This window comes from Kutzneria buriramensis (assembly GCF_003387475.1).
Taxonomy (GTDB): Bacteria; Actinomycetota; Actinomycetes; order Mycobacteriales; family Pseudonocardiaceae; genus Kutzneria; species Kutzneria buriramensis.
Window position 1 is genome coordinate 156,685 of the sequence record NZ_QUNO01000009.1, and the last position, 23,778, is coordinate 180,462.

Below are 23,778 nucleotides of genomic sequence, written 5' to 3' on the forward strand. Positions count from 1 at the left end.
GTTTCGGGCACCCGGCAAGAGCTGGGCATATTACCACCAGTGCGCGTGCAGATACCACGCGTTCCTGCTCACAGTTGCTCCGTGTAGACGAATGGACACCCCAGGTATACGAATACTTCGCGTAAGGCATCTAACTGGGGAAGGTGCGTCTCATGTCGACGGACGACCGCGAGGCGGAGCTGTACGCCAGGGACCCGCAGGTGCGGGACGCGAGGCCGGATGACGCGATCACGGCGGCGCTCCGCGAGCCGGGGCTGTCGCTGGACCGGCAGGTCGAGCTGGTGATGAGCGGCTACTCGGACCGCCCGGCGCTGGGCGACCGAGCCGCGGAGACCGTGACGGATCCCGCGACCGGCCGAGCCACGCGCCGCCTGCTGCCGCGCTTCGACACCGTGACCTACGGCGAGCTCTGGGAACGCGCCGCCGCGATCAGCACCGAGTGGCGACAGACCCTCAAGCCCGGGGACGTGGTGTGCTCGCTGGGCTTCACCAGCGGCGACTACGTGACCATCGACCTGGCGTGCATCCGCAGCGGCGCGCTGTCCGTGCCGTTGCAGAACAGCGCGACGGCCGCCAGTCTGAAGCCGATCATCGCGGAGACCGAGCCCGTGCTGATGGCGACCAGCATCGCGCTCGTGGACGTCGCCATCGGCGCCACCGAGGACAGCGCCTCGCTGCGACGGATCGTGGTGTTCGACTACCACCCCGAGGTGGACGACGAGCGTGAGAAGTTCGAGGCGGCACGGCAGCAGCTGGCCGCAAAGGGAATCGCCCTCGACACACTGTCCACTGTGGTCGAAAACGGCCGTCAGCTGCCGCCGGTCCCCGCGCACGGTTGGGAGCCGGACGAACTTGCCCTGCTGGTGTACACCTCCGGCAGCACCGGCACGCCGAAGGGCGCGATGTACCCGTCCTGGCTGGTCGGCACGCTCTGGCGGGGCGTGTTCCAGATCAGCCGCCAGACGATGCCCTCCATCGGCCTCAACTACATGCCGCTCAACCACGTTGCCGGCCGCATAATGGTGGTCAAGTCGCTGATCCGCGGCGGCACGTGCTACTTCACCGCCCGCAGCGACCTCTCCACGCTGTTCGAGGACTTCGAGCTGGCCCGGCCGACCGAGGCGATGCTCGTGCCACGCGTCTGCGACATGCTCTACCAGCGCCACCGCCACGACGACGCCCGCCTCCTGGGCGGCCGCATGCTGTGGGCGATGACCGGATCGGCGCCGCTGTCCGCGGAGATCGCCGAGTTCATGGGGTCCCGCCTCGGCTTCGCGCCGATCGACGGCTTCGGCTCCACCGAGGCCGGCGAGATCCTCATGGACGGCAGGGTGTCCCGCCCTCCGGTCCTGGACTACAAGCTCGACGACGTGCCCGAACTGGGCTACTACCACACCGACACGCCGCATCCGCGCGGCGAACTGCTGCTGCGGTCCGCGACGCTCACCCCCGGCTACTACAAGCGGCCCGATGTCACGGCGGAGGTCTTCGACGAGGACGGCTACTACCGCACCGGCGACATCATGGCCGAGATCGCGCCGGATCACCTCGTGTACGTGGACCGCCGCAAGAACGTGCTCAAGCTGTCGCAGGGCGAGTTCGTGGCAGTGTCCAAACTGGAGGCTCTGTTCGTCGCCAGCCCGCTGATCCGCCAGATCTACGTGTACGGCAGCAGCGAGCGCGCCTACCTGCTCGCGGTGATCGTGCCGGCCGAGGACGCGACCAAGCCGGCGATTGCCGAATCGCTGCACCGGATCGCCCGCGACGCCGGCCTGAACTCGTACGAGGTCCCGCGCGACTTCCTACTCGTGGACGAGCCCTTCACCACGGCGAACGGCCTGCTCACCGACTTGCGGAAGCTGATGCGGCCACGGCTGAAGGACCGCTACGGGGCCGCGCTGGAGGCGCTGTACCAGGAGCTCGCCGACCGTGAGACGAGCGAGGTGGACGCGCTGCGGCGGGCCGGCCGCGAACAGCCGGTGCTCGACGCCGTGCTGCGCGCCGCACAGGCCGTGCTGAGCCACTCCCCCGCCCCGGACAGCCACTTCACCGATCTCGGCGGCGATTCGCTGTCCGCGCTGACGTTTTCCACCCTGCTCAGGGAGATCTTCGACGTCGACGTGCCGGTCGGCACGGTCATCGGGCCGGCCGGCACGCTGCGGCGACTCGCCGAGCACATCGAGTCCGCGCTCGCGTCCGGCGTCACCACACCGACTGTCGCCACCGTGCACGGCACCGGCCCAGCCCGCGCGTCCGATCTGACGCTGCCCAAGTTCATCGACGCCGGCACGTTGGCAACCGCAGTCTCTCTGAGCCTTCCTGACGGTCCAATCAGGACGGTGCTACTGACCGGCGCCAACGGCTATCTCGGCCGGTTCCTGTGCCTGGAGTGGTTGGAACGCCTAGCGCCGGTCGGCGGCAAGCTGATCTGCGTCGTCCGGGGCCGCGACGCCGACGCCGCGTACCAGCGCCTGGAGAGCGTCTTCGACAGCGGCGATCCCGAGCTGCTGCAACACTTCCGTGACCTTAGCCCGCACCTGGAGGTCCTCGCCGGCGACATCGGCGAGCCGAACCTGGGCCTGGACAACGAGATGTGGCAACGCCTCGCCGACACCGTCGACCTGATCAGCCATCCCGCCGCGCTGGTCAACCACGTGCTGCCCTACGAGCAGTTGTTCGGGCCGAACGTGGTCGGCACCGCCGAGCTGATCCGTCTCGCCCTGACCACCAAGCTCAAGCCCGTCACCTACCTGTCGACGGTCGCCGTCATCGACGGGCAGGCGTCGATCGCCGACGAGGACGCCGACATCCGCGTCACCAGCACCGTTCGGGAACTCGGCGACGACTACGCCAATGGCTACGCCACCAGCAAGTGGGCCGGCGAGGTTCTGCTTCGCGAGGCCCATGACCTGTGCGGGCTGCCGGTGGCGGTGTTCCGCTCCGACATGATCCTCGCGCACAGCCGCTACCGTGGACAGCTGAACGTGCCGGACATGTTCACTCGCTTGCTGCTCAGCGTCCTCGCCACCGGCGTCGCACCGAAGTCTTTCTACCGCGCCGACTCCGCGGCGCACTACGACGGGCTGCCGGTGGACTTCACCGCCGAGGCCGTCACCACGCTCGGCGAGCAGGCGACCAGCGGGTTCCACACGTTCAACGTGCTCAACCCCCATGCCGACGGCATCTCGCTGGACGTGTTCGTGGACTGGCTGATCGCCGCCGGCCACACCATCGTCCGCGTCGACGACTACGGGGCGTGGTTCACCCGCTTCGAACGTGCGATCCGCGCCCTGCCGGAGCGGCAGCGCCAGCACTCCCTCCTGCCGCTGCTGCACGCCTTCGCCACGCCCGCCGAGCCCGTCAACGGCGCCGGCGTCCCGGTCGACCGCTTCCAGGCCGCCGTGCAGGCCGCGAAGATCGGACCCGACAAGGACATCCCCCACATCACCGAGGAGTTGATCCGCAAGTACGCCGCGGACCTGCGGCGGCTGAGCCTCATTCGCTGACGGCACCGCGCAGGAAGATCGTGCTGACCGCGGCGGCGGCGCCTTCGACGCCGAGTCGGTCCACAAGGGACATTCGCAGCACGGAGTCGAGCAGGCCGACGAAGGTCTGCATCAGTAGCTCCGGCGGCAGGTCCGGGCGCACCGCGCCCTCGGCGGCGGCCCGTTCGAAGAACTCGCGAATGGGCCGCCGGATGCGGCGGTCCAACTCGGCCGGGTCGATGTGCTTGCCGCCGCTGCGGAACAGCGCGAGGTACTTGCCGTTGGCCGCCGCCGTCGCGCGGGCCAGCCGGGCGATGCCCTCCTCGAACGAAACCGTCGTCAGCTCGGCGTTCTCGACCCGTTCGCCGAGATCGTCCAGCGCGACCTCCGTGAGCGCGCGCATCAGCGACTCGCGGTTCGGGAAGTAGCGGTAGAGCGTCGCCCGACCGACGCCGGCCGAGTCCGCCACGTCGGCCATGCTCGCCGCGTCGCCGCGCTCCGCCAGCACCGTGGCGGCGACGTCGAGGATGCCGGCCGCGGCCCGGTCGCGCAGAATGCCCACCCCCACACGCTACCCGAGTTGACGCCGATGTCTCACAGTGAGACAGTGGTGTCTCACGTGAGGGGGTAGCCATGGAACCGGTGCTGATCACCGGATGTTCGTCGGGCATCGGCAGAGCCACCGCATTAGCCCTGGCCCAACGAGGCTTGACCGTGTGGGCGACGGCGCGCCGGCCCGAGTCACTGGACGCATTGGCCGATGCCGGCTGCCGAGTGCTGCCGCTCGATGTCACCGACGAGCAGTCCAGGATCGCCGCGGTCGAAGCGGTGGAGGCCGAGCACGGCTCGGTCGGCACACTGGTCAACAACGCCGGCTACGCCCAGGGCGGTCCACTCGAGGAGGTGCGGCTGGACGACGTGCGCCGACAGTTCGAGACCAACGTGTTCGGCCCGTTACGGATGTGCCAGCTGGTGTTACCCGCGATGCGCGCCGCCGGCCGCGGCCGGATCGTCACCATGGGATCGGCCGCCGGGCTGATCGGCACGCCCGGCGCGAGCGCATACGGCATGACCAAGTGGGCGCTGGAGAACATGGCCGACTCGCTGCGCTACGAGGTGCGCCGGTTCGGCGTCGACGTGGTGCTGATGGAACCGGGCGGCGTGCTCACGAACTTCGCCGGCACGGAGACCTCCACCTGGCCGGCGACCGACGGCCCGTACACCGCCTTCCGACACAACACCCACAAGCAGATGGAGCGATTCTTCCGCGAGGGCTCCCGCGTCGTGTCCAAGCCGGAGGACGTGGCCGCGCTCGTGGTCAGGGCGGTCACCGCGCGCCGGCCGCGAACCCGGTACAAGATCGGCGTCGCGCCCCGGTTGATGCCGTTGCTCTACCGCCTCCTGCCCAACCGGTGGTGGGACCGGTTCATGGCCGGACAGTTCCCGATGGACCAGCCACCCTCCGGTCGACTCAGCACAGCCTAACCTAAGTTAGGCTGCACTCACCTGATCACCGACCACGGGAGGCACCCCGCATGCGCGTCGCCATGTTCGGCTACCAGACCTGGGGTCACCGCACCCTGCGGGCCCTGATCGACGCCGGTCACGACGTCGCCCTGGTGGTCACGCACCCGCAGAGCGACCACGCCTACGAGCGCATCTGGGCGGACTCCGTCGCCGACCTCGCGGCGAGCAACGGCATCCGGGTGCTGCTGCGGGACCGGCCCGACGACGCGGAGCTGCTGGCCGATCTCGCGGCGGCCGACCTGGACCTGATCGTGGCCAACAACTGGCGCACCTGGCTGCCGCCGCAGATCTTCGACCTGCCCCGGCACGGCACCCTCAACATCCACGACTCGCTGCTGCCGGCCTACGCCGGCTTCTCCCCCATCATCTGGGCCCTGCTCAACGACGAGCCAGAGGTCGGCGTGACCGCGCACATGATGGACGCCGAGCTCGACGCCGGCGACATCGTGCTGCAACGGGCGGTCGCGGTCGGCCCGACCGACACGGCGACCGATCTCTTCCATCGCACCGTCGACTTGATCGCGCCGATCACCGCCGAGGCGATCGAGCTGATCGAGACCGGCTTCACCCCGGTGCCGCAGGACCGGTCCAAGGCCAGCTTCTTCCACAAGCGGGCCAAGCGGGACAGCCGGATCGACTGGACGCAGTCGCCGTACGACATCGAACGGCTCGTGCGCGCCCAGTCCAACCCGTACCCCAACGCCTTCACCCACCACCGCGGCGAGGAGCTGCGCGTGGTCAAGGCGTCCGTCTCGACGGGCCACTACGGCGGGACGCCGGGCCGGATCTTCATCCGCGAGGGCGACGGCGTGGTGATCGTCGCCGGTCCCGACGCCCGCCGCGGCACCTCGCCCGGCCTGGTGATCGAACGCGTCCGCACCGCCGACGGCGCCGAACTGGCCGCCGCCGACTACTTCAAGACCATGGGCGGCTACCTGGATTGAGATCCCACACCATCGATGCCTCTGACCTGCACTTCTGCGGGTCAGGGCCATCAATCTAGACAAGCTCAGCGCTGCCAGTCAAGATATCGACCCATGTCCTCCGACCCCGTATCCGCCAAGGACACCGCCCGGCGGACCGCGACCAGTACTGCGGACACCCTTACCGCTGAAGACCTGACCGAGCTGCTGGATTCGTGGCTGCTGCACCTGCGCGCGGAGCGCAAGAGCAAACAGACGGTAAAAAACTACCGCGACGGGGTGCGCCGGTTCCTCGTCTGGAGCGCGGAGGCGAGGGTTGAGCCGACGCTGACCAAACCGGTGGTCAACCAGTTCGTCGCCGACCTGATCGAGGCCGGCGCCGAAGGCTCGACCGCGGTGTCACGGCAGCTCGCGGTGCGGCAGTTCTCGAAGTGGCTGGCCGACGAGGGCGAGATCGACCGGGACGAACTGCTCGGCCTGAAACGACCAAAGCTGGATGAAAAGGTCATCGAGCCGCTGACCGACGAGCAGCTGATCGCCTTCTTCGCGGCTTGCAAAGGCAAGGAGTTTCGGGACCGCCGGGACGAGGCGCTGGCACGGACGATGGCCGAGACCATGTGCCGAAGCGATGAAGCTCTCAACATGACGGTCTCCGACACGGACCTCAAGCGTGGCCTCGCGGTGATCCGCCGAGGCAAGGGCGGCAAGGGCCGACTGGTCCCGTTCGGCGCTAAGACCGGCGTCGCACTGGACCGCTACCTGCGGATGCGGCGCACGCACCGACTAGCCGGCACGAACGATCTCTGGCTCGGCGCCCGCGGCAAGGGGTTCGGCTACTACGGGCTGTACGTCGCGCTGACCCGGCGGGCCGAGATGGCCGGCATCCCCGACTTCCACCCGCACAGACTCAGAGCCACCGGGGCAACCAACTGGCTGGCCGCCGGCGGCAGCGAGGGTGGCCTGATGGCGGTCGCTGGCTGGGCCCGGCCGGACATGCTCCTCCGCTACACCAAATTCACCCGGAACGAGCGGGCGATTGATGAAGCGCGTGGACTCAATCTGGGTGACCTGTAGCCCAAACGCGTGAATGCCGGACCCGATGACCGGGGGATCGGGTCCGGCATTCTCGGCAATCAGTCCACTGGCCGCAGAGTGCGAACACATCCCGTGTCGGGTTCGATCCCGACAGCAATCAGCGCCGCCTGCGCCCGGCGTCTCTTTCTCTCGATCGCATCTCGCACTAGAAGGTCGCCCGCGACGACGCACGAGATGATCCACAGCGATCGAACGAGATCAGTCCACGCCAACATCGGCCGCGACGGATCCGCCATCAGGTCGTACGTGAATCCGTAGCCGTAGACGACCGTCAAAACAAGCGCGACCGACAGAACTCCACCCCTAAGAGCCACGCCGCTCCTCCTATCGACCCGAGCCACCCATGCGGGTCATCGTGTAATGGTTGAATCGTCACGAAGACAACGCAGTGTTAACGACTTAGGCCGTGAGTTGGAGGAATGGCGCATATATCGCTCGAATGGACTAGCTAACGGTGCGGTCCCTGCGCTGATTACCGGGCCCACCCGGGGGCGGCGGCTCCCGTAGCGCGAGCGCACGGCGTAGGAATTCGTCGGCGACCTCGCGCCCCATGACCTCCTCGACGTCCTGCCGCAGCGCCACCAGCTCCTCGGGCGTCGCACTGAGGATGCGGGTTCGCGTGCGTACGACCTCCGCTCGCGCGGGCGCCGGAAGATCGGGTGCAGTCGTGACGAGACCGGCGAGCACATCGGCGACGGTGCCGGCCGGCAGCTGAAGGGCTTGTTCAATGCCGGCGTAGTTGTACTCCTCCGGGCGAACGCGCCCCTTCTCCCAGGTGATCCAGGTCTGGCGATGGACGCCGGCCAGGTCGGCGGCGCGTGGCTGGCTCAGCCGTAGCGCCTTCCGTCGAGGTGCGATCAGCTCCGCAAGCGTCAGCGGCTTCTGACTGTTCACGTCCATGCCCCCGATGATTCCAGTCTGATCCCGTATGAACCAGTATGTCCTACCGTTACTGACGTGTCACGCAGTCTGAGGTTGTCTATTGCAGTATGAGGCTGTACGTTCCCCGCTATGATCACGACAACCGCCAACGTCGCCATCGCCCGCGACGTGCTCCGCCGGCGGCGTCAACTCTGCGGCGAGACACAGGAGTCCCTCGCCGAGAAGGCGAACGTCACCTCCGGCTACATCAGCCACATCGAGATCGGTCGTCGCACGTTGGTCAGTCCGCCTGTGTTCGTCCGGATCTGCGAAGCCCTCGGGCTCATGAGCGCCACGGAGCGCGAGCAGCTGATCCGTACGGACGACGACACGGACGGCGACGCATGACGCCGGAGCAGCGTCGGATGCGCGCCCAAGCCGGCGCCCACTCCATGTGGGCGAAAACCGGCGACCGGACCGAGCGCACCGCGATCGCGCGCAAGAAGTTCCTTGACCGGTTCGAGAAGCAGGTCGACCCCAACGGCGAGCTCACCCCCGCCGAGCGCGCCAAGCGCGCCGCCAGCGCCCGCCGGGCCTACTTCACGGGGTTGGCCCTCCGGTCGTCCGTCGCCCGCGCCGCCCGCAAGAAGCCCGCCTAGCGCAAACAAGAGCGGGCCGCCCGGCAGCCACCGGACGACCCGCGTGACCACAGGAGTGCTGACCTCCGTGACCGATTCCCAGCCTACCGGCCGTCACCGGCGGCCCGAGAGCGACGAGACCGATGCCGAACGCACCCAGCGCCATCCGGCGCTGCAGCAGGTCGTCGACGACTGGCTCACCGAGTGGCCGTCGACCGACCCCGACAGGTCGTAACCCCTTCTCCCCCAACACAAAGCTGGACCGCCCGGCTCTCACCCGGGCGGTCCACGTGACCAACGAATTCGAGGCTCCGATGACCACTGCCCACCAGAGTACGAGATCGGCCCGTCCGCCACAGCCCCCGTCGATCACGGGCGTCGCGCGGGCCCGCCGGCCCGCACGCCGGCTGTGCACCCGCTCGCGGCGGCCGCTGACGCCGGCAGGCGCGGCCGCGGTGCTGGCGCGCGCCCAGTTCGAGATCCACGACATCGCCGGCGAGGTGCTGCTGGCCCACCGCGAGCTCGCCGGCGGCGAGCACGTGACGGTGATCCTCACCCCGCGCCGCGCGCACCAGTACGTGATCCTGAACCTCCGCGACGGCGGCGTGCCGTTGCCGGCGATCGTCGAGACCGGACAGATGGTGGCCGGACAGTGGCGCTGGCACGACCAGGCCGCCGCGGTCCGTCGCGCGCTGACTGAGGTGCACCTGCGCCGGGTCGGCGGTGTGCGGTGACCGGGCCGAACGGAGTGGTGCCGGCCGAGTTGCGCCACCGCCACCTTGAGTTGCTGGCCCGGCGCGCGTCGGCGGCCAGTGACACGGCGGTCGCGGAGATCGAGGACGAGATCGCCGTCGTGTGTGACCAGCTGGCCGATGCCCTGTACCCGCACGACGAGTTGCTGGGCGGATTGGCGTTGCACGCCGCCGAGTACTGGCGCGACCGGGCCGCCGAGACCCGCGGTCGCTTCGAGGCCGGTGGTGCGCAGTGAACGCGGTGCTGTTGGAGAACCTGCTGTCGGTCATGGCGGCCCTGGAGGGACGCCGGACCGTGGGCCGCTTCGTGAGTCTGTCCGGAGCGGACGACGCGGTCAGCGCCCACCTGGTCCACGGTGAGGACTCCGCCGAACAGTTGCTGGCCTGGTTCTACCTGCTCGACGAGCCCCGGATCGCCCATCGCCCTTACGACGACTACGTGTCCGTGGATGTGTGGGGTCGGTATCACGGTGTGCCCGTGCGGGCCTGGACGGCCTTCTACACGCCGGCCGAGCGGGAGTTGCTGACCGAGACCCCGGGCAACGTCGAGGCGCGGTTGTCGGTGCACCGGCTGCGGCGGCTGCAGATCTTGCAGCGGACGGGGGTGGCCGCGTGAAGCACCCGAATCGCGTGTTCGTGGGCCTGTACGCGGCGATGGTCGCGGTCGGCCTGCTGGTCGGGGCGGTGATCGGCTGATGGCCCTCATCGAGGAGAACGCGGAGCCGCCGGCCGTGTCGGTTCCGTTCGGGGTGGGCATGGCGGAGATCGCGCGGGCCGCCGCACGGTGCGGCCTGACGGTCGCGGCCGCCTGGCAGATGGTGACGGTGATCGGCGCGGCGAAGGCCGAATCGTTGGCGATCGTGCGCGGCGAGCAACCGCTGACCGAGGGCGCGGTGAGCCGCGCGGCCGCCGCGCTGGCGGCCGAGGATCGGCTGATCGGGGGCGGTCGTGGCTGACCGGGCATCCACTGTGGACGGCGTGCTGCACGCGGTGTTGAGCCTGGTCGCGTTCGCGGCGTGGCTGATCATCGCGTGCTGCGCGGTGGCCGCGCCGGCGTTCGCAATCCATGACCGGTTCGGGCCGATCGCCGGCGTGGTCACCGCGCAGGTGTGCGCGGCGTTGGTGGTCGCCGCGGCGATCACCTGGTGCGCGCGGCATCTGCGCACCGTGGCCGCGGCCACGCCGGCGTGCACGTGTCTGGACTCGCCGCGCCCGTGCCGCCTGCATCGCGCGCCCGAACTGGTCGGCCGGCACCGGCGGGAGGACGCGCCATGAGCTGGCTGTACCTGTGGCTCGTGCGGCGCCTCAGCCACCGCCAGCCCGCGCCGCCGCCGGCGGTTCCCGCGCCGAGCCCGAGCCCCATCGCCACCGTCACCGAGTTGCACGGCCGCTGTTGCGTGTGCGGCCAGTCCCGATCCTCTTGCCCGCACTGGAGATCAGCATGTTGACCGACCCGACCGTCCACACCGGACACGTGACCGCGGCGCCGCACCCGGAGGGCGAGGCCCTGCGCGTCGAACTGGAGCTGGCCGCCGAGCGGCTGCAGGCCGCGACGCGCGGCCTGATCGACGGCGGCCTGCTGCCCGCGCCGGCAGCGACCGCTAGCGACGTGTGGCACCGCGTCGCGCGCCGTGTGCACCAGGAGATGCACCACGACCCGGGCGAGCCGTGCCAGCGGTGCGTGGATTGGACGCGCGCGGCGATGGCCGAGGTGCAGCCCGAGCTGGCGCAGCTGGCCGGCGACGTGCGGTGGTTGCGCAAGACCAAGCTGCAACTGACCCAGGCCATCGACCGGCTGGTGGCCGACCTGGCGGCCGCGCGCGCCCGGATCGCGGCGGTCCGCACCGCCATGGCCGGCTTGGACAGCATGGCCGCGGTGCTGCGCGACGAGCGGATCGCCGATGCGACGCCGGACCAGCTCGGCGAGCTGGCCGAGCGTTTCATGCGGGAGCACGAGGCGATGCAGGCCGCGCTGGCCGACGACGCTGCGCCGGCGGAGATGGACGTGCCCGGCGAGGCGGCGGCGCTGCTGGACGTGCGGGTCATGCGCGCGGTGACCTCGCAGCGGGACCAGGCCGTCAACGACCTTGACCGGGTGACCGGCGAGCGGGACCGGCTGGTCAACGAGATGGAGCTGATGGCCGTCGAGGTGCGCCAGCTGCGCAACGTGAATGGGCTGTTGGAGCAGGCCCTCGACCACGTCGGCGAGGTGTTTCAGGCCAAGGACACCGGCAAGCACGGCTGGCGGTGTGTGATGTGCGACTGGCTCGGTAGCGGTTTGGACAGCGAGATGGCCGCCTATCAGGAGCTGACCCGGCACTGGTCCACCGTGGACCATGACGGCAGCTCCGCACGCGAGGAACTGGCAGCGCTGCAGGCCCGGGTGCAGGAGCTGCTGGGCCCGATCCGGCCCGAGCTCGCCGAAACGCCGGAGCAGCCGTCGGCCGAGGTGGTGGGGCTGTGAACGAGCCGACGATGGACGCTCTTCAGCAGCGGGCCTCCCAGCTCGCCTCGCACGCCGGGAACCTGATCAGCCAGTGGCAGGCGCTGGCCACAGCGCTGGCCGAGCTGCACGAGCAGGTACCCACGCTCACGCTGATCGGGTTGCGCTACCTCGACGACACCGGCGAGACGTCCTATCTGGACCCGGTCGTCGGCGGCGCGTCGCCAAGCCGGATCACGCAGTGGCTCGGTCTCGCGCAGGCCGACGTCGACGCCATCGTCGCCGGCTACCAGCGAACACACGTGTCGGCCATGCGCCGCACCGCGGCCGCGCTGCGCGAGTGGCATACGACGGCGGCCGCCGTCGCCGACGAGCCGCTGTCCTGACCTGGTGGTCGGTGCCGACCTCTCCCGGCGGCACCGGCCACCACCCCCGATCCGGAGGTGACCACGATGACCAGGCCCAAGCGCAAGGCCACGCCGCTGCCGGACGTGCATGGCCGCGGCTGTCCGCCGTGCGACGCCGCCCGCGAGGTCGTCGAGGCGTTGGCGGCGACGTGGGACCCGCTCGACAACTGGGCCGAGGTCGAGATCGAGGGCATCCCGGTCGAGCGGCACGCGGTGGCCACCGTCGCCGGCGTGCTGCACACCCACCTGCCCGTCACCTGAAGCCGTAGCCGCAACCCAAGCCGGGCGGCCGGCGCCGCTGACCCCTGTCGCGGCACCGGCCGCCCATCCACATACCGGAGGTGATCATGAGCCGTCCACTCGGGCCGGTCGCGCTCATCTCCTTAAGCGACAACCACGGCAGCACGCATCCCGTGCTGCTGCACCACCTGGGGGTGTGACTTGCCATGGGGCAAGATCGACGACAAGGCCCGCGGCAACGCCAAGCTGCGCGCGATCGGCAAGAGTGCCCGCGGCGGCCTGTGGATGGTGTGGGCCTACTGCGCTGAGCAGCCCACCAACGGCTGGGTGCCCGACTGGGTCGTGCAGCAGGAGCTGACCGCCGCCGAGCTCAAGCTGGTCACCACCGTCAAGGCCAACGGCCGCGCGCCGCTGGTGCACGTCTACGGCGACGGCTCGGACTGCGACTGCCTGATCGGCCACGAGTGGACCGAGGAGATGGGCGGCTACTGGGTCCACGACTGGCTGGTCCACAACCCGTCCAAGGGCGAGAACACCGTGCACCGCGCCAAGCGGCGCGAGCTGGGCGACCTCGACCTGCGCCACGCGGTCCGCCAGCGCGACGGCAACGCGTGCCGCTACTGCGGCATCGTCGTGCCCTGGCAGGACAAGAAGGGCCCGAGCCGGCTGTCCATCGACCACGTCGACCCGACGATCGCCGGCGGCGCGGCCAACCTCGTCGTCGCCTGCACCCCCTGCAACAGCGCCAAGAAGGACGCTCGCACGCCGGAGGCGGCTGGCCTGGCGCTGCTGCCCCCGCCGGTGCCCGGCAGCGTCCCGGAGAACGGGTGGGCCAAGGGCACCGACCCCGCCACGATCGCCCGCGAGTGGCCGCCGGATCACCCCGCGATCGCCGATCCGATCACGCCGATATCGCGCGATCCGATCGGCGATCCGATCTCCGATCCGACCGGTGATCCGAACGCGATCACCGACCGATCCGATCATGACCCCGCACCGGGGCGCAGCCATGCCGAAAACCGGCCCGACCAGCCAGATGCCACCAGCACGGCATCGGCCGATGCGACCGGAGCTGCCCTGCCTCCTGGGAGGGGAAGGGATGGGTCGGGGGGCCGCACATCACCTGATCTACGGGCAGGAGACGCCGGCCCAGCAGGACGACGCCAGGTCATCGGACCAGCCACCACCCCCCGCACCGCGGCCAACCCGCCCACCTACCGCAAGTCCGCCACCAGCAACCCCCCGCCACCTGACCAGCCCCCGGAGGTGCCGCCGTGACCCGCACCCAGCGCACCGAGCCCTCGCTGCAGTGGTGGATGGACCAGCAGCACGCCCTGACCGTGCCCTGCCCCGACCCCACCTGCCGGCAGCCCGTCGGCGAGCCGTGCGTGCGGGCCGACGGCCAGCTGCTGACCGGCCCACCCGCCCACGGCAACCGCCTACGTGACGCCGACCGCGCGGCCGGCGTCCCCCACCCCGCACCGCCAGCACCAGCCCGGAAGGTCGTCGACGCGATGGAGCCCGAGCGGCTCGACCACCACCAGCGGCCGTGCAGCCACTGCCGCGCGCCGATCCTGTGGGCCCGCACCGACGGCGACCGGCTCATGCCCGTCGACGCCGACCCGGTCGCCGACGGCAACGTGCTGCTGACCGTCGAGCGCGACCACCTGCGCGCCGGCGTGCTCGGCGTCAACCAGGCCGCCGGCGCCCGCGACCGCGGCCTGTCGCTGTACCGGCACCACAAGGTCTCGTGTCCGCACGCGGACCGCTGGTGCCGTTCCCCGCGCACTACCCGAAGGAGCACACGGCGATGACCCGACACCCCGCACCCCGGACCTTCCTCGACTGGGCCATGGACCAGGCGGCCGTTCGCTACGGCGACGCCGGCGTCTCGCGGTTCATCCCGCTGGTGCCGGCGCCCGGCGGCACGGTCATGCCGTGGCTGTCGGCGCCGCGGCAGATGGTCCGGACGCTGCCCGCCCGGCTCGACGTGGCCGTGGACGCGTTCGGCTACGACCACGCCGGCCAGCCGGCCGTGCTGGCGCCGGCGCGGCCGCTGGTGCGCATCACCGAGGCCCGTAAGGCCGATTTTCGGTCGTACCGCATGTTCTTCGGCCGGCGCTACGAATTCGCGTTGCATACCGCGGCCGCCGGCGCGCGCTGGACTCCGGCGAGGTGCCGATGAGCTGGTACGGGCGCACGTGCTCCGGCTGTGGCCGCAACGTGGCCGCACGCGAGCCGGAAGGCGTCGGCACAGTGCTGTGCACCACCTGCCACAAGGGGGATTTGCCGTTCACGGTCGTGCGGGCCGATCCCGAACCGCTGCTGCCCACGCCGGCCGCCGCCGGCGACCTGTACGAGCAGCTGGTGCACCTGGCCGAGATCCTGCACGTGTTCGACGCGCCGTACTTCGACCAGATCAAGCTGACCCAGCAGCAACTCGACGCCGTTCGTGCCCGCTTCCCACCCGAGTCGCCCAATCCGGAGCTCAACCCGGCGGCGTGGCTGACGGGCATCCCGATCGTGCTCGTCGACACCGTCGAGGAGTCCACACCATACGAGCGCGGCTGGCTGCCATGAGCCCGCTGTGCCTGATCTGCTCCACACCGGACCGGCAGCGCGCGGCCGAGCCCGAGATGAACATCTGCTTCCGCTGCCACGGACGCATCCTCGGCCGGCTGTCCGATCTGGAGATCTGGCTGCCCACCCTGGACCCCACGCCGCAGGTGCGCGGGGATCACGTGCACTCGCCGGGCTACACCTCGCGGCCGCCGATCAACCTCGACGTGATCGCGGCGCTGGACTGGCGCACGGTTCCCACCGAGGAGGATCCGAACCGGTCGATCGCGGCCAGCGTGCACGGCATCGCGCAGGCGGCCTGGGAGCAGCTTCGCTGGCCCAGCCAGCCGCCGGGCTGGTTTCACGGAGACGTCGCGTGGCTGCGCGAGTACCTGGTCGAGATCGCCGGCCTGGACGACATCGCCGAGATCGACGACGACCTGCGCGAGCTGCACGACCAGTTGCGCCGGCTCGTCGACGAGCAGCGCGAGCAGGTCGCCACCTGCATCAACACCATCGACCTCGGCCGCACCACCCGCGGCTGCCGCGGCCGCGTCTACGAGTACCAGTGGATCGACCAGACGAACGGCGACTCGCACACCGCGGCGCAGTGCAACGACTGCCGCCGGATCTACGTCGGGCTGGACCTGGTCCGGCTCTGGCGCTCCCAAACCCGACGCACAGAACGGAAATCCTCGTGATCGTCACGACCGAAACCACCATCACCATCACCCCGCCGCACGGCTTGTTCCTGCCCACCTCGTTCAGCGAGCACATCGGCCGTCAGGTCCGGGTCCAGGGCCTCGACCACCGCTACGAGCACACGCTGACCGGCGTGCAGGTCGCCGACGACGGCGCGAGGGCCACGCTGACCATCCAGACCCGGCCACCGCACCGGATCGAGGTGCAGCACTACCTGGCGGTGCTCAACGACGCCCCGCACGCCAACATCCGGGTCGTGCACGCCGACACCGGCGAGCAGTTGGCCGAGGCGCGGCTGCACGCGCCGCTGGCGGTCGGCGCAGAGGTGCTCGTCGCCGGCGACCCGCACACCGTCGTCGAGGCCGGCTGGCCCAGCCGCGACCCGGACACCGGCGCGTCCACCGCGGACGTCGACCAGCAGCTCGTGCTGGTGCGGCCTGTGCTGGAACTGCCCGATGTCCAGTTCGACCTGCCGGCGGGATCGTGACGCGCGCGGTGGTGAACGGCACCGCGCGAGTGCAGGATCAGGCCATGCCCAAGCCGACACGCCTCGGTCGAGCCGATGCTCAGAAACGCATCGCCGCCGGATCGGAAGTCCTGCGCACCGCCGGCCGCGCCGCGCCGAGCTGGCGGCGTACCGACAATCCTGACGGCACGATCAGCTACCACGCCGCCGATGGTGAGCACTTGTTCGACCTCGCCGGCATGTGGGCGCTGCCGGTCGCGGTCTACCTCGACGCCGTGCACCCCATCCACGGCGTGGGATTCGCCGAGCTCCTCTGGCAGCTCGGCGGCGGTGGCGGCGACGCGCTCAGCACGGCGGCCGGCGTCGCCGACCAGATAGCGCGGAGTTCGCGAAAGTGATCAAGAACCGGATCGACCGGCACGCGGAGGGCCAGTGGACGAGCTGATCGAGTTCCTTAACCTCCGATACAAGGAAGATGCCGACATCGCCCTGGACGTGCCGAATCAGCGCTGGGAAGCCACACCCAGCTGGGGTGTCCAGACCTTCTCCGGCAAGGTGGGCCCGTTCAAGATCACGCCCGAGCCGGTCGCCGACAGCTGCCGAATGCCCGGTGCGGCGGCGCATATGGCACGCCATGATCCTGATCGCGAGTTGCGCGAGGTCATGGCGAAGCGGCGCGTCGTCGAGCACTACGTCGCGACGCGGAGGGCCCTGGCCGCCGCCGAGGGAACACCCCTTGAGGCCGCGCTGAAGATCAGGCTCGGGGCGTACGAGAACGCGGTGCGGATCCTTGGTGCGGTCTACGCCGACCACGCCGACTACCGGATGGAGTGGGCGGCGTGAGCGCCGCAGAGCCCGCGGCGCGGCGCGTCCCGGCCGCGTTGGCGTTGCTGGCCCTGCGCCAGTCCGGCTACGCCATCGCGGCGGCGACGTTGCGCTCGTGGGTGTTCCGCGGGCACATCACCCGCACCGACGACGGATACGACCTGGACGAGATCACGTCCTACCTGGACCGACGCGCCGAGGATGATCACCGTGCTTGACGTGCAGGTCAGTGGGGTGCAACGCTTTCGGTGGGCGTGAGCTCTGCCCATCGAGCGGCCGGCGGAAGTGCCGATGCAGTGTCCGGACGGCCCAGGCGTACACGCCCTGGCCGCCGGCCGTCCCCCTCGATCTCCCCAAGGAAGGGCCCGGCCGCTTACCCCTATCCGGGATCGCTCGACCAGGCCGAGGCTCGATCACCCTCGGCCTGGTCGATGTCGAATGCCAGGGCTAGGAGGTGCGGTCCGTGCCCCTCCGGCCATGTTTGGACTGCTCGGCGTTGCACCGCAATAGATCCCGGTGCGATTCCTGCCAGGCTCGATGGGACCGTGCGCACGACGCCGGTCGAGGCTCGGCCACCGAGCGGGGCTACGACGCGGCCTACCAACGTCTGGCCGGCCAGATTGTGGCCGAGCACCGCGGCCGCTCCGGCGATTGGTGCCCCGGCTGGCAGCGGCCGGCCCACCAGGCCACCGACCTCACGGCCGACCACATCGTGCCGCTGGCCGCCGGCGGCAGCAACGAGCAGCACAACCTCGCCGTGCTGTGCCGGTCCTGCAACTCGGCCAAGCGTGAGCGCCAGGCCGACGGCCAGGCCGAGCCGGCCGGCCAGCCAGCCCGCGCCGGCGGCCAGCGAGCCGGCCCCCGGCGGGCCGACAGCCCGCGACACGCCGGCTACGGCGCCCCTCGACGGCACCGGTGACGCGGTGTGACACACTGCGGGTGGGCACCCCCCGTGCCGCATACCGGGGGTGGGTATATCTCGCGATGATCCACTAGCCCGGACCCGGCCGCCCGCCTCGCGCGTGCACGCTCAAAACTCCCGCTAGATCACCAATTTTTGATCACAGCGGAGCTGATCACCGACCGCAATCGTCCACAATGGACCCTCGGTCAAGCGTGGCCGAACCGGTGGCCCAAGAGATCCGGGGGGTGGCCATGCCAGGCGGACGCCCACCCAAGCCGGTCGAGCAGAAGGCGGCCGTCGGCCGCTCGGCTGGCCGCGACTCCGGCGGCCGCAAGCTGCCCGAGACGGTCGTCGAGCTGCCCACCGCCGAGGGTGTGCCGGATCCGCCGGCCGACCTGGTCACCTCGGACAAGGCGACGCTGTGCTCGTTCGCCCGGACCAGTCCGCTCGACGAGGACGAGTCCGGCCTGGATTCCCCGGACGCCGCGCGGTGGCGGCCGCCGCCCGGCGAGGCACCGCTGCCGCGCTGCGAGATCTGCGAGGCCGACATCGGCGCCACCGCGTGGCGCGAGCTGTGGACGCAGGGCAAGACCTGGCTGTCGATGCAGCGCGACCGGCACATCATCGTCCGGCTGTGCCGCGCCTACGTCGAAGAGGCCCACCTGCGGTCGGCGCTGGACGAGGACGGCCCGTTCGTGAAGGGCCAGCGCGGCGGCCTGGTCGCGCACCCGGCCGTGTCGATGCTGCGCACGCTGGAAGTGCAGATCACGAAGTGGGAGGGGCTCTGTGGGTTCAACCCCTCCGACGGCGGCCGGCTCGGCATCAAGGTCGGCAAGCGCGGCGCGACGCCGCTCGAAGAGCTCCTCGCCCGGCGCGCGGAGGCCCGCGGTCAACGCGGTGGCACTGCCCAGCGTGCTGCCCGCCCGAAGCGGCCTGCGAGCGGCAACTGACATCGGTGACGGGGTCCGGCTGCCGCGCGGTTCGCCGCCGCGGTGGCCGGCCCGGCTCCCACGCGGGCCGGAACTGTGGGAGCCGGCACAGACCCGGTGGAACGAGACCACCACCGATGGCCTGTTCACCTGCGACCTGATCCAGACCTACATCCGGCTGACCAAGGGCCCGCTGGCGGGCCAGCCGATGCGGTTGCGGATGTGGCAGGGCGACCTGGTCTGCGACATGCTGCGCCTGGACGAGCACGGCCGGCGCGTCTACTGGACGTACCTGGTCCTGTTGCCCAGAAAGAACAGCAAGTCGTTGCTCGGGTCCGGCCTGGCCATCGACGGGCTGCTGGACGAGCCCGGCGCCGAGGTCTACTCGTGCGCCGCGGACAAGGACCAGGCCAAGATCGTGTTCGGCGAGGTCCGCAAGGCCGTCGAGGCCAGCGCGGACCTGGACGCCAAGCAGGGCGGCCTGTTCAAGTGCTACAAGGACGCCATCGAGTACCCCGCCGGCGGGAGCGTCTACAAGGCACTGTCATCTGAGGCGTTCACCAAGGAGGGTCTCAACCCGTCACGGGTGCTGTTCGACGAGCTGCACGCACAGCCCAACTGGGAACTGTGGAACGTGATGAACCAGGGCTCCGACACCCGCGAGCAGCCCCTGATCGTCGCGATCTCCACGTTCGGCGTGATGACCGACACGACCGGCAAGACCTCGGTGTGCAAGGCCCAGCACGACTACGCCGAGCAGATCCGCACCGGCGAGGTCTCTGACGCCCGCTACGGCGCCCGGATCTACGCCACCAACCAGCACCAGCGCGGATTCAACCACCGCGACCCGCGGTTCTGGGCGGCGGCCAACCCCGCGCTGGGTGACTTCCTGCACGCGGACAAGATGGACGCGGCCTGCAAGAAGATGCCGCAGGCCGATTTCCAGACCAAGAGATTGAACATCTGGGTCAACAGCATGTTGCCCTGGCTGCCGGATGGCGCCTGGGACCGGCTGATCGACACCGAGCGGGTGATCGCCGACGGCGACGAGGTCGTGCTGGCTTTCGACGGCTCGTACAACAACGACTCCACCGGCCTGACCGTGGTCGGCTGCCCGAGGACCGTCGACCGCGCCGGCGCGCTGCTGGAAGTCCCGACCAAGCCGCACATCGACGTTGTGGCGTTGTGGGAGAAGCCGGCCGAGGGAACCCCGGACTTCGATCCGGACTGGACGGTGCCGATCCTGGAAGTCGAGGACACGATCCGGGCGGCGTGCAAGCGATGGCAGGTCCGCGAGATCGTCGTCGACCCGGCACGGTTCGCTCGCTCCTACCAGATCCTCGAAGGCGAGGGCCTGCCCGTCGTGGAGTACCCGCAGTCGCCGGCGCGGATGATCCCGGCCACGCAACGGTTCTACGAAGGTGTCACGAACCGGTCGTTCACGCAGTCCGGTGACGCCCGGCTCAAGCGGCACATCGGCAACGCCGTGCTGAAGATGTCCAGCCGCGGCGGCCAAGTCGCCAAGGCAACCAAGAACAGTCCCAACAAGATCGACCTCGGGGTGTGCGCGATCATGGGCCTGGACCGTGCGTGCCAGGTTCCCGAACGCAAGCCCGAGGTGAACTTCATTGCCTGGGACGAGCTGTAGAAGGGAATCCCCGATGACCCCCAACCCCGCAACCCCGCCGCCGAGCATCGTGAACTACAAGCTCAGTGACGGCGACGTCTCCGCGATCGCCGCCCAGCTGCCGCGCGACACCGGCGGCGTGCTCCGCAACCAGGTGCTCGCCGGCGACGTCTACCCGGCGATGGTGGTGCGCACGTTCGACCCGAGCGTGACGACGTCGAATCTGCAGGTGTTCCTCGACGGGAACTGCACTTTCTGGGCGACCTCGCGTGTCGAGGGAACCGTGCCGGGCACCTGGTCCCGGCCGGCGGCCGGCCCGACCGCGCCGGCGCCGGACAACAGCCCCGACGCCGTGCTCGCGCGCTACCGCGAAGGCCAGTAGCCGTGAGCAGCACACCGAGCGGCGCTGGCCCTCGAGTTCGGATCGTCAGCGAGGGCCTGGCCGCCGATCAGGTCCAGGTCCTCGTCGACGACGTGCCGCTGACCAACGTCACCCGGGTGACCTGGACGGCGGCCGCCGGCGACTACACGCGGGCGACGCTGGAGCTCGTCGACGTTGACCTGGACGCGCAGCAGGCCGACGTGATCGCGCTGCTGCGGCCGGTCGGGGCCGAGCCGGCGCCGGCGGTCGTCGAGCTCGCCGAGCTCGCGCGGGTGCAGGCCCGTCCGGGGGACGTGTTCATCGTGACCGTCCCGGCTGAGATCGACATGGAGCAGGCGGCGCGGCTGCGGGAGTGGTTCAGCGCCTGGGTCCCCGGTCACGAGGTCGGGGTGCTCTTCGGCGGCATCAAGGCCTCGCTCATCCGCCGCGAGCACGTCGCCGACCTCGACGAACACACCGCCGCCGCGCTCGACGCCGGCGCATAAGGGAAGCGGAAAGGGGTGGCCATGGACGAGGACCCGACGACCGCGGCCGGCCGCCGGCGCGGCACCGTGCTGTCGACCGTCGTCGAGCTCGCCGGTCTGGCCGCGTTCGTCGCGGCCGGCTGGCTGATCGCGCCATGGCTCGGGCTGGTCGTGGCCGGCTGTGCGCTGCTGCTGATCGGGCAGGCCCTCGACGGCGCGATCGTGCCGTCGCCGGCGGCCGTCTGGGCCCGGATCCCCTGGGCGACGCTGGGCGGCTGGCTGCGGCGTAAGCCGGCCGCGCCGGCAGCCGAGCCGGCTGGGGTGGCCACGTCGTGACGATCGTCCGCCGCGCGTTCTCCCGGCCGGCCGGCGAGCAGCGCGTCTACCTGCCCTCGGGCGCCGGCGACCCGTGGGCGATCCCGTCCAACGGCTCGCTGGCGGCCTACACCTCATCCGGGGTGCCGGTCACCGAGGACACCGCGATGCAGCTCGGCGCGGTGTGGGCGTGCGTCCGGATCCTGTCCACCGCGCTGGCCGGGCTGCCGCTGGACGCGGTACGGATGATGGACGTCGACGGCTACCAGATCCGCAAGACCATCGAGCCGCCCCCGATCATCGTTTCCGATCCGTTCGGCGGCGCGAACAACGTGCGATTCCCGAGTCGTCGCAAGGGGTTCGCGCAGATGATGGTCAGCCTGTTGTTGCGTGGCAACGCCTACGCGCTGATCACCGCACGGGACTACCTGCTGCGGCCGGTCCGGATGCAGGTGCTGCACCCCGACCGGGTCGGTGTCGGCCTGGACGACGACGGCGGCAAGACCTTCAAGATCAACCGCCAGGATGTGCCGGCGGAGAACATGGTCCACCTGGTTGGCATGTGTATGCCCGAGTCGCCGGTGGGCATGTCGGTGATCACCGCGCTACGCGAGGCGATCGGGCTCGGCCTGGCCGCACAGGAGTTCGGCGCCAGGTTCTTCGGGCGCGGCAGCCACATGTCCGGCATCGTCGAGGTGCCCGGCGACCTGGACAACGACCGCGCGCGGCAGCTCAAGGAGCGCATGGAGAGCCGGCACGCCGGCCTGTCCAACTCGCACACCCTGGGAATCCTCACCGGTGGCGCGACGTTCAAGCCAATCTCGATCAGCCCCGAGGACGCCCAGTTCCTCGGCACGCGGGCCGCGCAAAACCTCGACATGGCCATGGTGTTCGGGGTGCCCCCGCACATGCTCGGCCAGGTCGACCGCACCACCAGCTGGGGCACCGGCATCGAGCAGCAGAGCCTGGGGTTCCTCAAGTACACGTTGTCCGACTGGGTGGGCGGGTTCGAGGACGCGTGGAGCGCGATGTTGCCGCGGCCGCAGGTGTCCAAGTTCAACCTGGACGCTCTACTTCGGACGGACACTGCGGGCCGGTTCGCGGTGTACACGCAGGCCCGCAACATCGCCGCGCTGACCATCGACGAGATCCGCGCGAAGGAAGACATGCCGCCGTTGCCGGGTGGCAAGGGCGCCGACCCGTTCGCGCCGCTCAACTCGGCGCACACCGACACCCCCGCGGTCGACCCTGGGTCTGCGACCCCGAAGTCGGCGGCAGAGTCCGGAATGGAGCCGTGATGACCACCGATCTGAGCCAGCGCGCGGAGACGCCGCGCGTCGTCGAGCGGCGGTCGATGCCGTTCCGGGGTGTCGAGCTCCGCGCCAAGCCCGACGGCACTGGCGGAGAGACGCTCGCGTTCACCGGCTACGCCTCGGTGACCGAGACCCCCTACGAGATGTACGACTGGCTGGGCCCGTTCACCGAGGTCATGCGCGCCGGCGCGTTCAAGAAGACGCTCAACGACGGCGCGGACGTCCCGTTCCTGATCAACCACGGCGGCACCACGCTGGCCCGCACCAAGTCCGGCACGCTGCGGCTGTCCGAGGACGACACCGGCCTGTACACCGAGGCCGACCTGGACCCGGCGTCGCCGCCGGTGCAGACGCTGCGCTCGGCGATGCAGCGCGGCGACATGGACGAGATGTCGTTCGCGTTCTGGATCGTCCGGTCGCAGTGGAGCCCGGACTTCGAGCAGCGTGACGTGCTGGAAGTGAACCTGAACAAGGGCGACGTCAGCGTCGTGAACTACGGCGCGAACCCGGCCACCGCCGGCGCCCATCTCAACGCCCGCGAGCTCGGCGCCCGCCTGGCCCAGCTCGACGAGCGCGACCGGCGCGAGGTCTACGAGCGCCTGGCCGCCGAGTTCGCGCCGGCGGCGGCCGCCGCCGAGGCCGAGGCCGCGCCGGCCGGCCGCGGGAACCTTGGCCTGTACCTCGCCCGCGCCCAGGCCATCGGTCTGGGCGCCTAGCACACACCCCTGACAACTTCCCCGGCCGCCGATAGCGGCGCGGGGTATTTGGCCTGCCCGGCGGCCGCGCCGGAGCCGACGCCGGACCCCACGCCGGACCCGCTCCCTCGAGTTCATGGGGCGGGCACCACCTGGGGCACCACCTCGGCCACCACCCGAACCCGCGTGCAGGCACACCGCGAGCAACCAATCCCAGAGAGGGGAG

Annotated in this window: 34 protein-coding genes; 32 read left to right on the forward strand and 2 right to left on the reverse strand. The window is 70.4% G+C overall.

Annotation, left to right across the window (positions count from 1 at the left end):
- The first annotated feature begins 152 nt into the window (after nt 1–152).
- A complete protein-coding gene (car, locus tag BCF44_RS26245) occupies nt 153–3,506 on the forward strand; it encodes a carboxylic acid reductase (protein WP_211353236.1) in 3,354 nt (1,117 codons plus the stop codon).
- On the opposite strand, the gene BCF44_RS26250 is transcribed toward car, so the two are convergent.
- Nucleotides 3,496–4,047: a TetR/AcrR family transcriptional regulator gene (locus BCF44_RS26250; protein WP_170217753.1), complete on the reverse strand. Its 552-nt coding sequence runs from the start codon at nt 4,045–4,047 to the stop codon at nt 3,496–3,498. The two genes, car and BCF44_RS26250, sit on opposite strands and share 11 nt — an antisense overlap.
- A 71-nt stretch (nt 4,048–4,118) precedes the next feature.
- Between BCF44_RS26250 and BCF44_RS26255 the strand changes: the two genes are divergently transcribed.
- The 3 genes from BCF44_RS26255 (at nt 4,119) to BCF44_RS26265 (ending at nt 7,009) form a co-directional block, all read left to right on the forward strand.
- Nucleotides 4,119–4,970, forward strand: a complete 852-nt coding sequence (locus BCF44_RS26255; protein ID WP_116177051.1) for an SDR family NAD(P)-dependent oxidoreductase — start codon at nt 4,119–4,121, stop codon at nt 4,968–4,970.
- 50 nt (nt 4,971–5,020) lie between these two features.
- Nucleotides 5,021–5,956, forward strand: a complete 936-nt coding sequence (locus BCF44_RS26260; RefSeq protein WP_116177052.1) for a methionyl-tRNA formyltransferase — start codon at nt 5,021–5,023, stop codon at nt 5,954–5,956.
- 93 nt (nt 5,957–6,049) lie between these two features.
- On the forward strand, nt 6,050–7,009 hold the full coding sequence (locus BCF44_RS26265; RefSeq protein ID WP_116177053.1) for a tyrosine-type recombinase/integrase: 960 nt from the start codon (nt 6,050–6,052) through the stop codon (nt 7,007–7,009).
- 465 nt (nt 7,010–7,474) lie between these two features.
- On the opposite strand, the gene BCF44_RS26275 is transcribed toward BCF44_RS26265, so the two are convergent.
- A complete protein-coding gene (locus BCF44_RS26275; RefSeq protein WP_116177055.1) occupies nt 7,475–7,930 on the reverse strand; it encodes a hypothetical protein in 456 nt (151 codons plus the stop codon).
- Between the two features lie 111 nt (nt 7,931–8,041).
- Here BCF44_RS26275 and BCF44_RS26280 point away from each other — a divergent pair, with 111 nt between their 5' ends.
- From BCF44_RS26280 to BCF44_RS26410, 28 genes are all read left to right on the forward strand, one after another.
- On the forward strand, nt 8,042–8,299 hold the full coding sequence (locus tag BCF44_RS26280; RefSeq protein ID WP_116177056.1) for a helix-turn-helix domain-containing protein: 258 nt from the start codon (nt 8,042–8,044) through the stop codon (nt 8,297–8,299).
- Between the two features lie 17 nt (nt 8,300–8,316).
- Complete coding sequence (locus tag BCF44_RS26285; protein ID WP_116177316.1) at nt 8,317–8,550, forward strand: hypothetical protein; 234 nt, start codon at nt 8,317–8,319, stop codon at nt 8,548–8,550.
- Between the two features lie 67 nt (nt 8,551–8,617).
- Nucleotides 8,618–8,764: a hypothetical protein gene (locus BCF44_RS55655; protein ID WP_170217754.1), complete on the forward strand. Its 147-nt coding sequence runs from the start codon at nt 8,618–8,620 to the stop codon at nt 8,762–8,764.
- 79 nt (nt 8,765–8,843) lie between these two features.
- Nucleotides 8,844–9,263, forward strand: coding sequence for a hypothetical protein (locus BCF44_RS26290; RefSeq protein WP_147328634.1), 420 nt, complete (start codon nt 8,844–8,846; stop codon nt 9,261–9,263).
- Nucleotides 9,260–9,517, forward strand: a complete 258-nt coding sequence (locus BCF44_RS26295; protein WP_116177058.1) for a hypothetical protein — start codon at nt 9,260–9,262, stop codon at nt 9,515–9,517. Before BCF44_RS26290 ends, BCF44_RS26295 begins: the two co-directional genes overlap by 4 nt.
- Entirely contained in the window at nt 9,514–9,897 is a 384-nt protein-coding gene (locus BCF44_RS26300) for a hypothetical protein (protein WP_116177059.1), read from the forward strand. Before BCF44_RS26295 ends, BCF44_RS26300 begins: the two co-directional genes overlap by 4 nt.
- A gap of 79 nt (nt 9,898–9,976) precedes the next feature.
- Nucleotides 9,977–10,237, forward strand: a complete 261-nt coding sequence (locus BCF44_RS26305; protein WP_116177060.1) for a hypothetical protein — start codon at nt 9,977–9,979, stop codon at nt 10,235–10,237.
- On the forward strand, nt 10,230–10,556 hold the full coding sequence (locus BCF44_RS26310) for a hypothetical protein (RefSeq protein ID WP_116177061.1): 327 nt from the start codon (nt 10,230–10,232) through the stop codon (nt 10,554–10,556). Before BCF44_RS26305 ends, BCF44_RS26310 begins: the two co-directional genes overlap by 8 nt.
- Before the next feature lie 166 nt (nt 10,557–10,722).
- A complete protein-coding gene (locus BCF44_RS26315) occupies nt 10,723–11,745 on the forward strand; it encodes a hypothetical protein (RefSeq protein ID WP_116177062.1) in 1,023 nt (340 codons plus the stop codon).
- 11 nt (nt 11,746–11,756) lie between these two features.
- The gene (locus BCF44_RS26320) at nt 11,757–12,110 is read left to right on the forward strand and encodes a hypothetical protein (RefSeq protein ID WP_170217755.1); all 354 of its coding nucleotides are present in this window, start codon (nt 11,757–11,759) and stop codon (nt 12,108–12,110) included.
- Nucleotides 12,111–12,176: 66 nt separating this feature from the next.
- The gene (locus tag BCF44_RS26325; protein ID WP_147328635.1) at nt 12,177–12,392 is read left to right on the forward strand and encodes a hypothetical protein; all 216 of its coding nucleotides are present in this window, start codon (nt 12,177–12,179) and stop codon (nt 12,390–12,392) included.
- A 180-nt stretch (nt 12,393–12,572) separates the two neighbouring features.
- Entirely contained in the window at nt 12,573–13,649 is a 1,077-nt protein-coding gene (locus BCF44_RS26330; RefSeq protein WP_116177065.1) for an HNH endonuclease, read from the forward strand.
- Nucleotides 13,646–14,185 carry a zinc finger domain-containing protein gene (locus BCF44_RS26335; protein WP_116177066.1) on the forward strand — a complete coding sequence of 180 codons (540 nt, stop codon included), beginning with the start codon at nt 13,646–13,648 and terminating at the stop codon, nt 14,183–14,185. The genes BCF44_RS26330 and BCF44_RS26335 overlap by 4 nt, the downstream gene beginning before the upstream one ends.
- On the forward strand, nt 14,182–14,556 hold the full coding sequence (locus BCF44_RS26340; RefSeq protein ID WP_147328636.1) for a hypothetical protein: 375 nt from the start codon (nt 14,182–14,184) through the stop codon (nt 14,554–14,556). The genes BCF44_RS26335 and BCF44_RS26340 overlap by 4 nt, the downstream gene beginning before the upstream one ends.
- Nucleotides 14,553–14,951 carry a hypothetical protein gene (locus BCF44_RS26345; protein ID WP_147328637.1) on the forward strand — a complete coding sequence of 133 codons (399 nt, stop codon included), beginning with the start codon at nt 14,553–14,555 and terminating at the stop codon, nt 14,949–14,951. Before BCF44_RS26340 ends, BCF44_RS26345 begins: the two co-directional genes overlap by 4 nt.
- Complete coding sequence (locus tag BCF44_RS26350; protein ID WP_116177069.1) at nt 14,948–15,631, forward strand: hypothetical protein; 684 nt, start codon at nt 14,948–14,950, stop codon at nt 15,629–15,631. The genes BCF44_RS26345 and BCF44_RS26350 overlap by 4 nt, the downstream gene beginning before the upstream one ends.
- Nucleotides 15,628–16,119, forward strand: coding sequence for a hypothetical protein (locus tag BCF44_RS26355; protein ID WP_116177070.1), 492 nt, complete (start codon nt 15,628–15,630; stop codon nt 16,117–16,119). Before BCF44_RS26350 ends, BCF44_RS26355 begins: the two co-directional genes overlap by 4 nt.
- A 44-nt stretch (nt 16,120–16,163) precedes the next feature.
- Nucleotides 16,164–16,496, forward strand: a complete 333-nt coding sequence (locus BCF44_RS26360) for a hypothetical protein (protein ID WP_147328638.1) — start codon at nt 16,164–16,166, stop codon at nt 16,494–16,496.
- Nucleotides 16,497–16,530: 34 nt separating this feature from the next.
- Nucleotides 16,531–16,941 (forward strand): DUF6221 family protein, encoded by a 411-nt coding sequence (locus BCF44_RS26365; protein WP_116177072.1) that lies wholly within the window; start codon nt 16,531–16,533, stop codon nt 16,939–16,941.
- A complete protein-coding gene (locus tag BCF44_RS26370) occupies nt 16,938–17,141 on the forward strand; it encodes a hypothetical protein (RefSeq protein ID WP_147328639.1) in 204 nt (67 codons plus the stop codon). Before BCF44_RS26365 ends, BCF44_RS26370 begins: the two co-directional genes overlap by 4 nt.
- 245 nt (nt 17,142–17,386) lie before the next feature.
- On the forward strand, nt 17,387–17,842 hold the full coding sequence (locus BCF44_RS26375; protein WP_211353238.1) for an HNH endonuclease: 456 nt from the start codon (nt 17,387–17,389) through the stop codon (nt 17,840–17,842).
- 236 nt (nt 17,843–18,078) lie between these two features.
- Nucleotides 18,079–18,777, forward strand: a complete 699-nt coding sequence (locus BCF44_RS26380; RefSeq protein WP_147328640.1) for a P27 family phage terminase small subunit — start codon at nt 18,079–18,081, stop codon at nt 18,775–18,777.
- Nucleotides 18,725–20,404: a terminase large subunit domain-containing protein gene (locus tag BCF44_RS26385; protein ID WP_116177076.1), complete on the forward strand. Its 1,680-nt coding sequence runs from the start codon at nt 18,725–18,727 to the stop codon at nt 20,402–20,404. Before BCF44_RS26380 ends, BCF44_RS26385 begins: the two co-directional genes overlap by 53 nt.
- A 13-nt stretch (nt 20,405–20,417) precedes the next feature.
- A complete protein-coding gene (locus BCF44_RS26390) occupies nt 20,418–20,765 on the forward strand; it encodes a hypothetical protein (protein ID WP_211353239.1) in 348 nt (115 codons plus the stop codon).
- A 2-nt stretch (nt 20,766–20,767) separates the two neighbouring features.
- Nucleotides 20,768–21,250, forward strand: a complete 483-nt coding sequence (locus BCF44_RS26395; RefSeq protein WP_116177077.1) for a hypothetical protein — start codon at nt 20,768–20,770, stop codon at nt 21,248–21,250.
- Between the two features lie 21 nt (nt 21,251–21,271).
- Complete coding sequence (locus tag BCF44_RS26400) at nt 21,272–21,565, forward strand: hypothetical protein (protein WP_116177078.1); 294 nt, start codon at nt 21,272–21,274, stop codon at nt 21,563–21,565.
- Nucleotides 21,562–22,842, forward strand: a complete 1,281-nt coding sequence (locus BCF44_RS26405; RefSeq protein WP_116177079.1) for a phage portal protein — start codon at nt 21,562–21,564, stop codon at nt 22,840–22,842. The genes BCF44_RS26400 and BCF44_RS26405 overlap by 4 nt, the downstream gene beginning before the upstream one ends.
- Complete coding sequence (locus tag BCF44_RS26410; RefSeq protein WP_116177080.1) at nt 22,842–23,573, forward strand: HK97 family phage prohead protease; 732 nt, start codon at nt 22,842–22,844, stop codon at nt 23,571–23,573. The genes BCF44_RS26405 and BCF44_RS26410 overlap by 1 nt, the downstream gene beginning before the upstream one ends.
- The last annotated feature ends 205 nt before the right edge of the window (nt 23,574–23,778 follow it).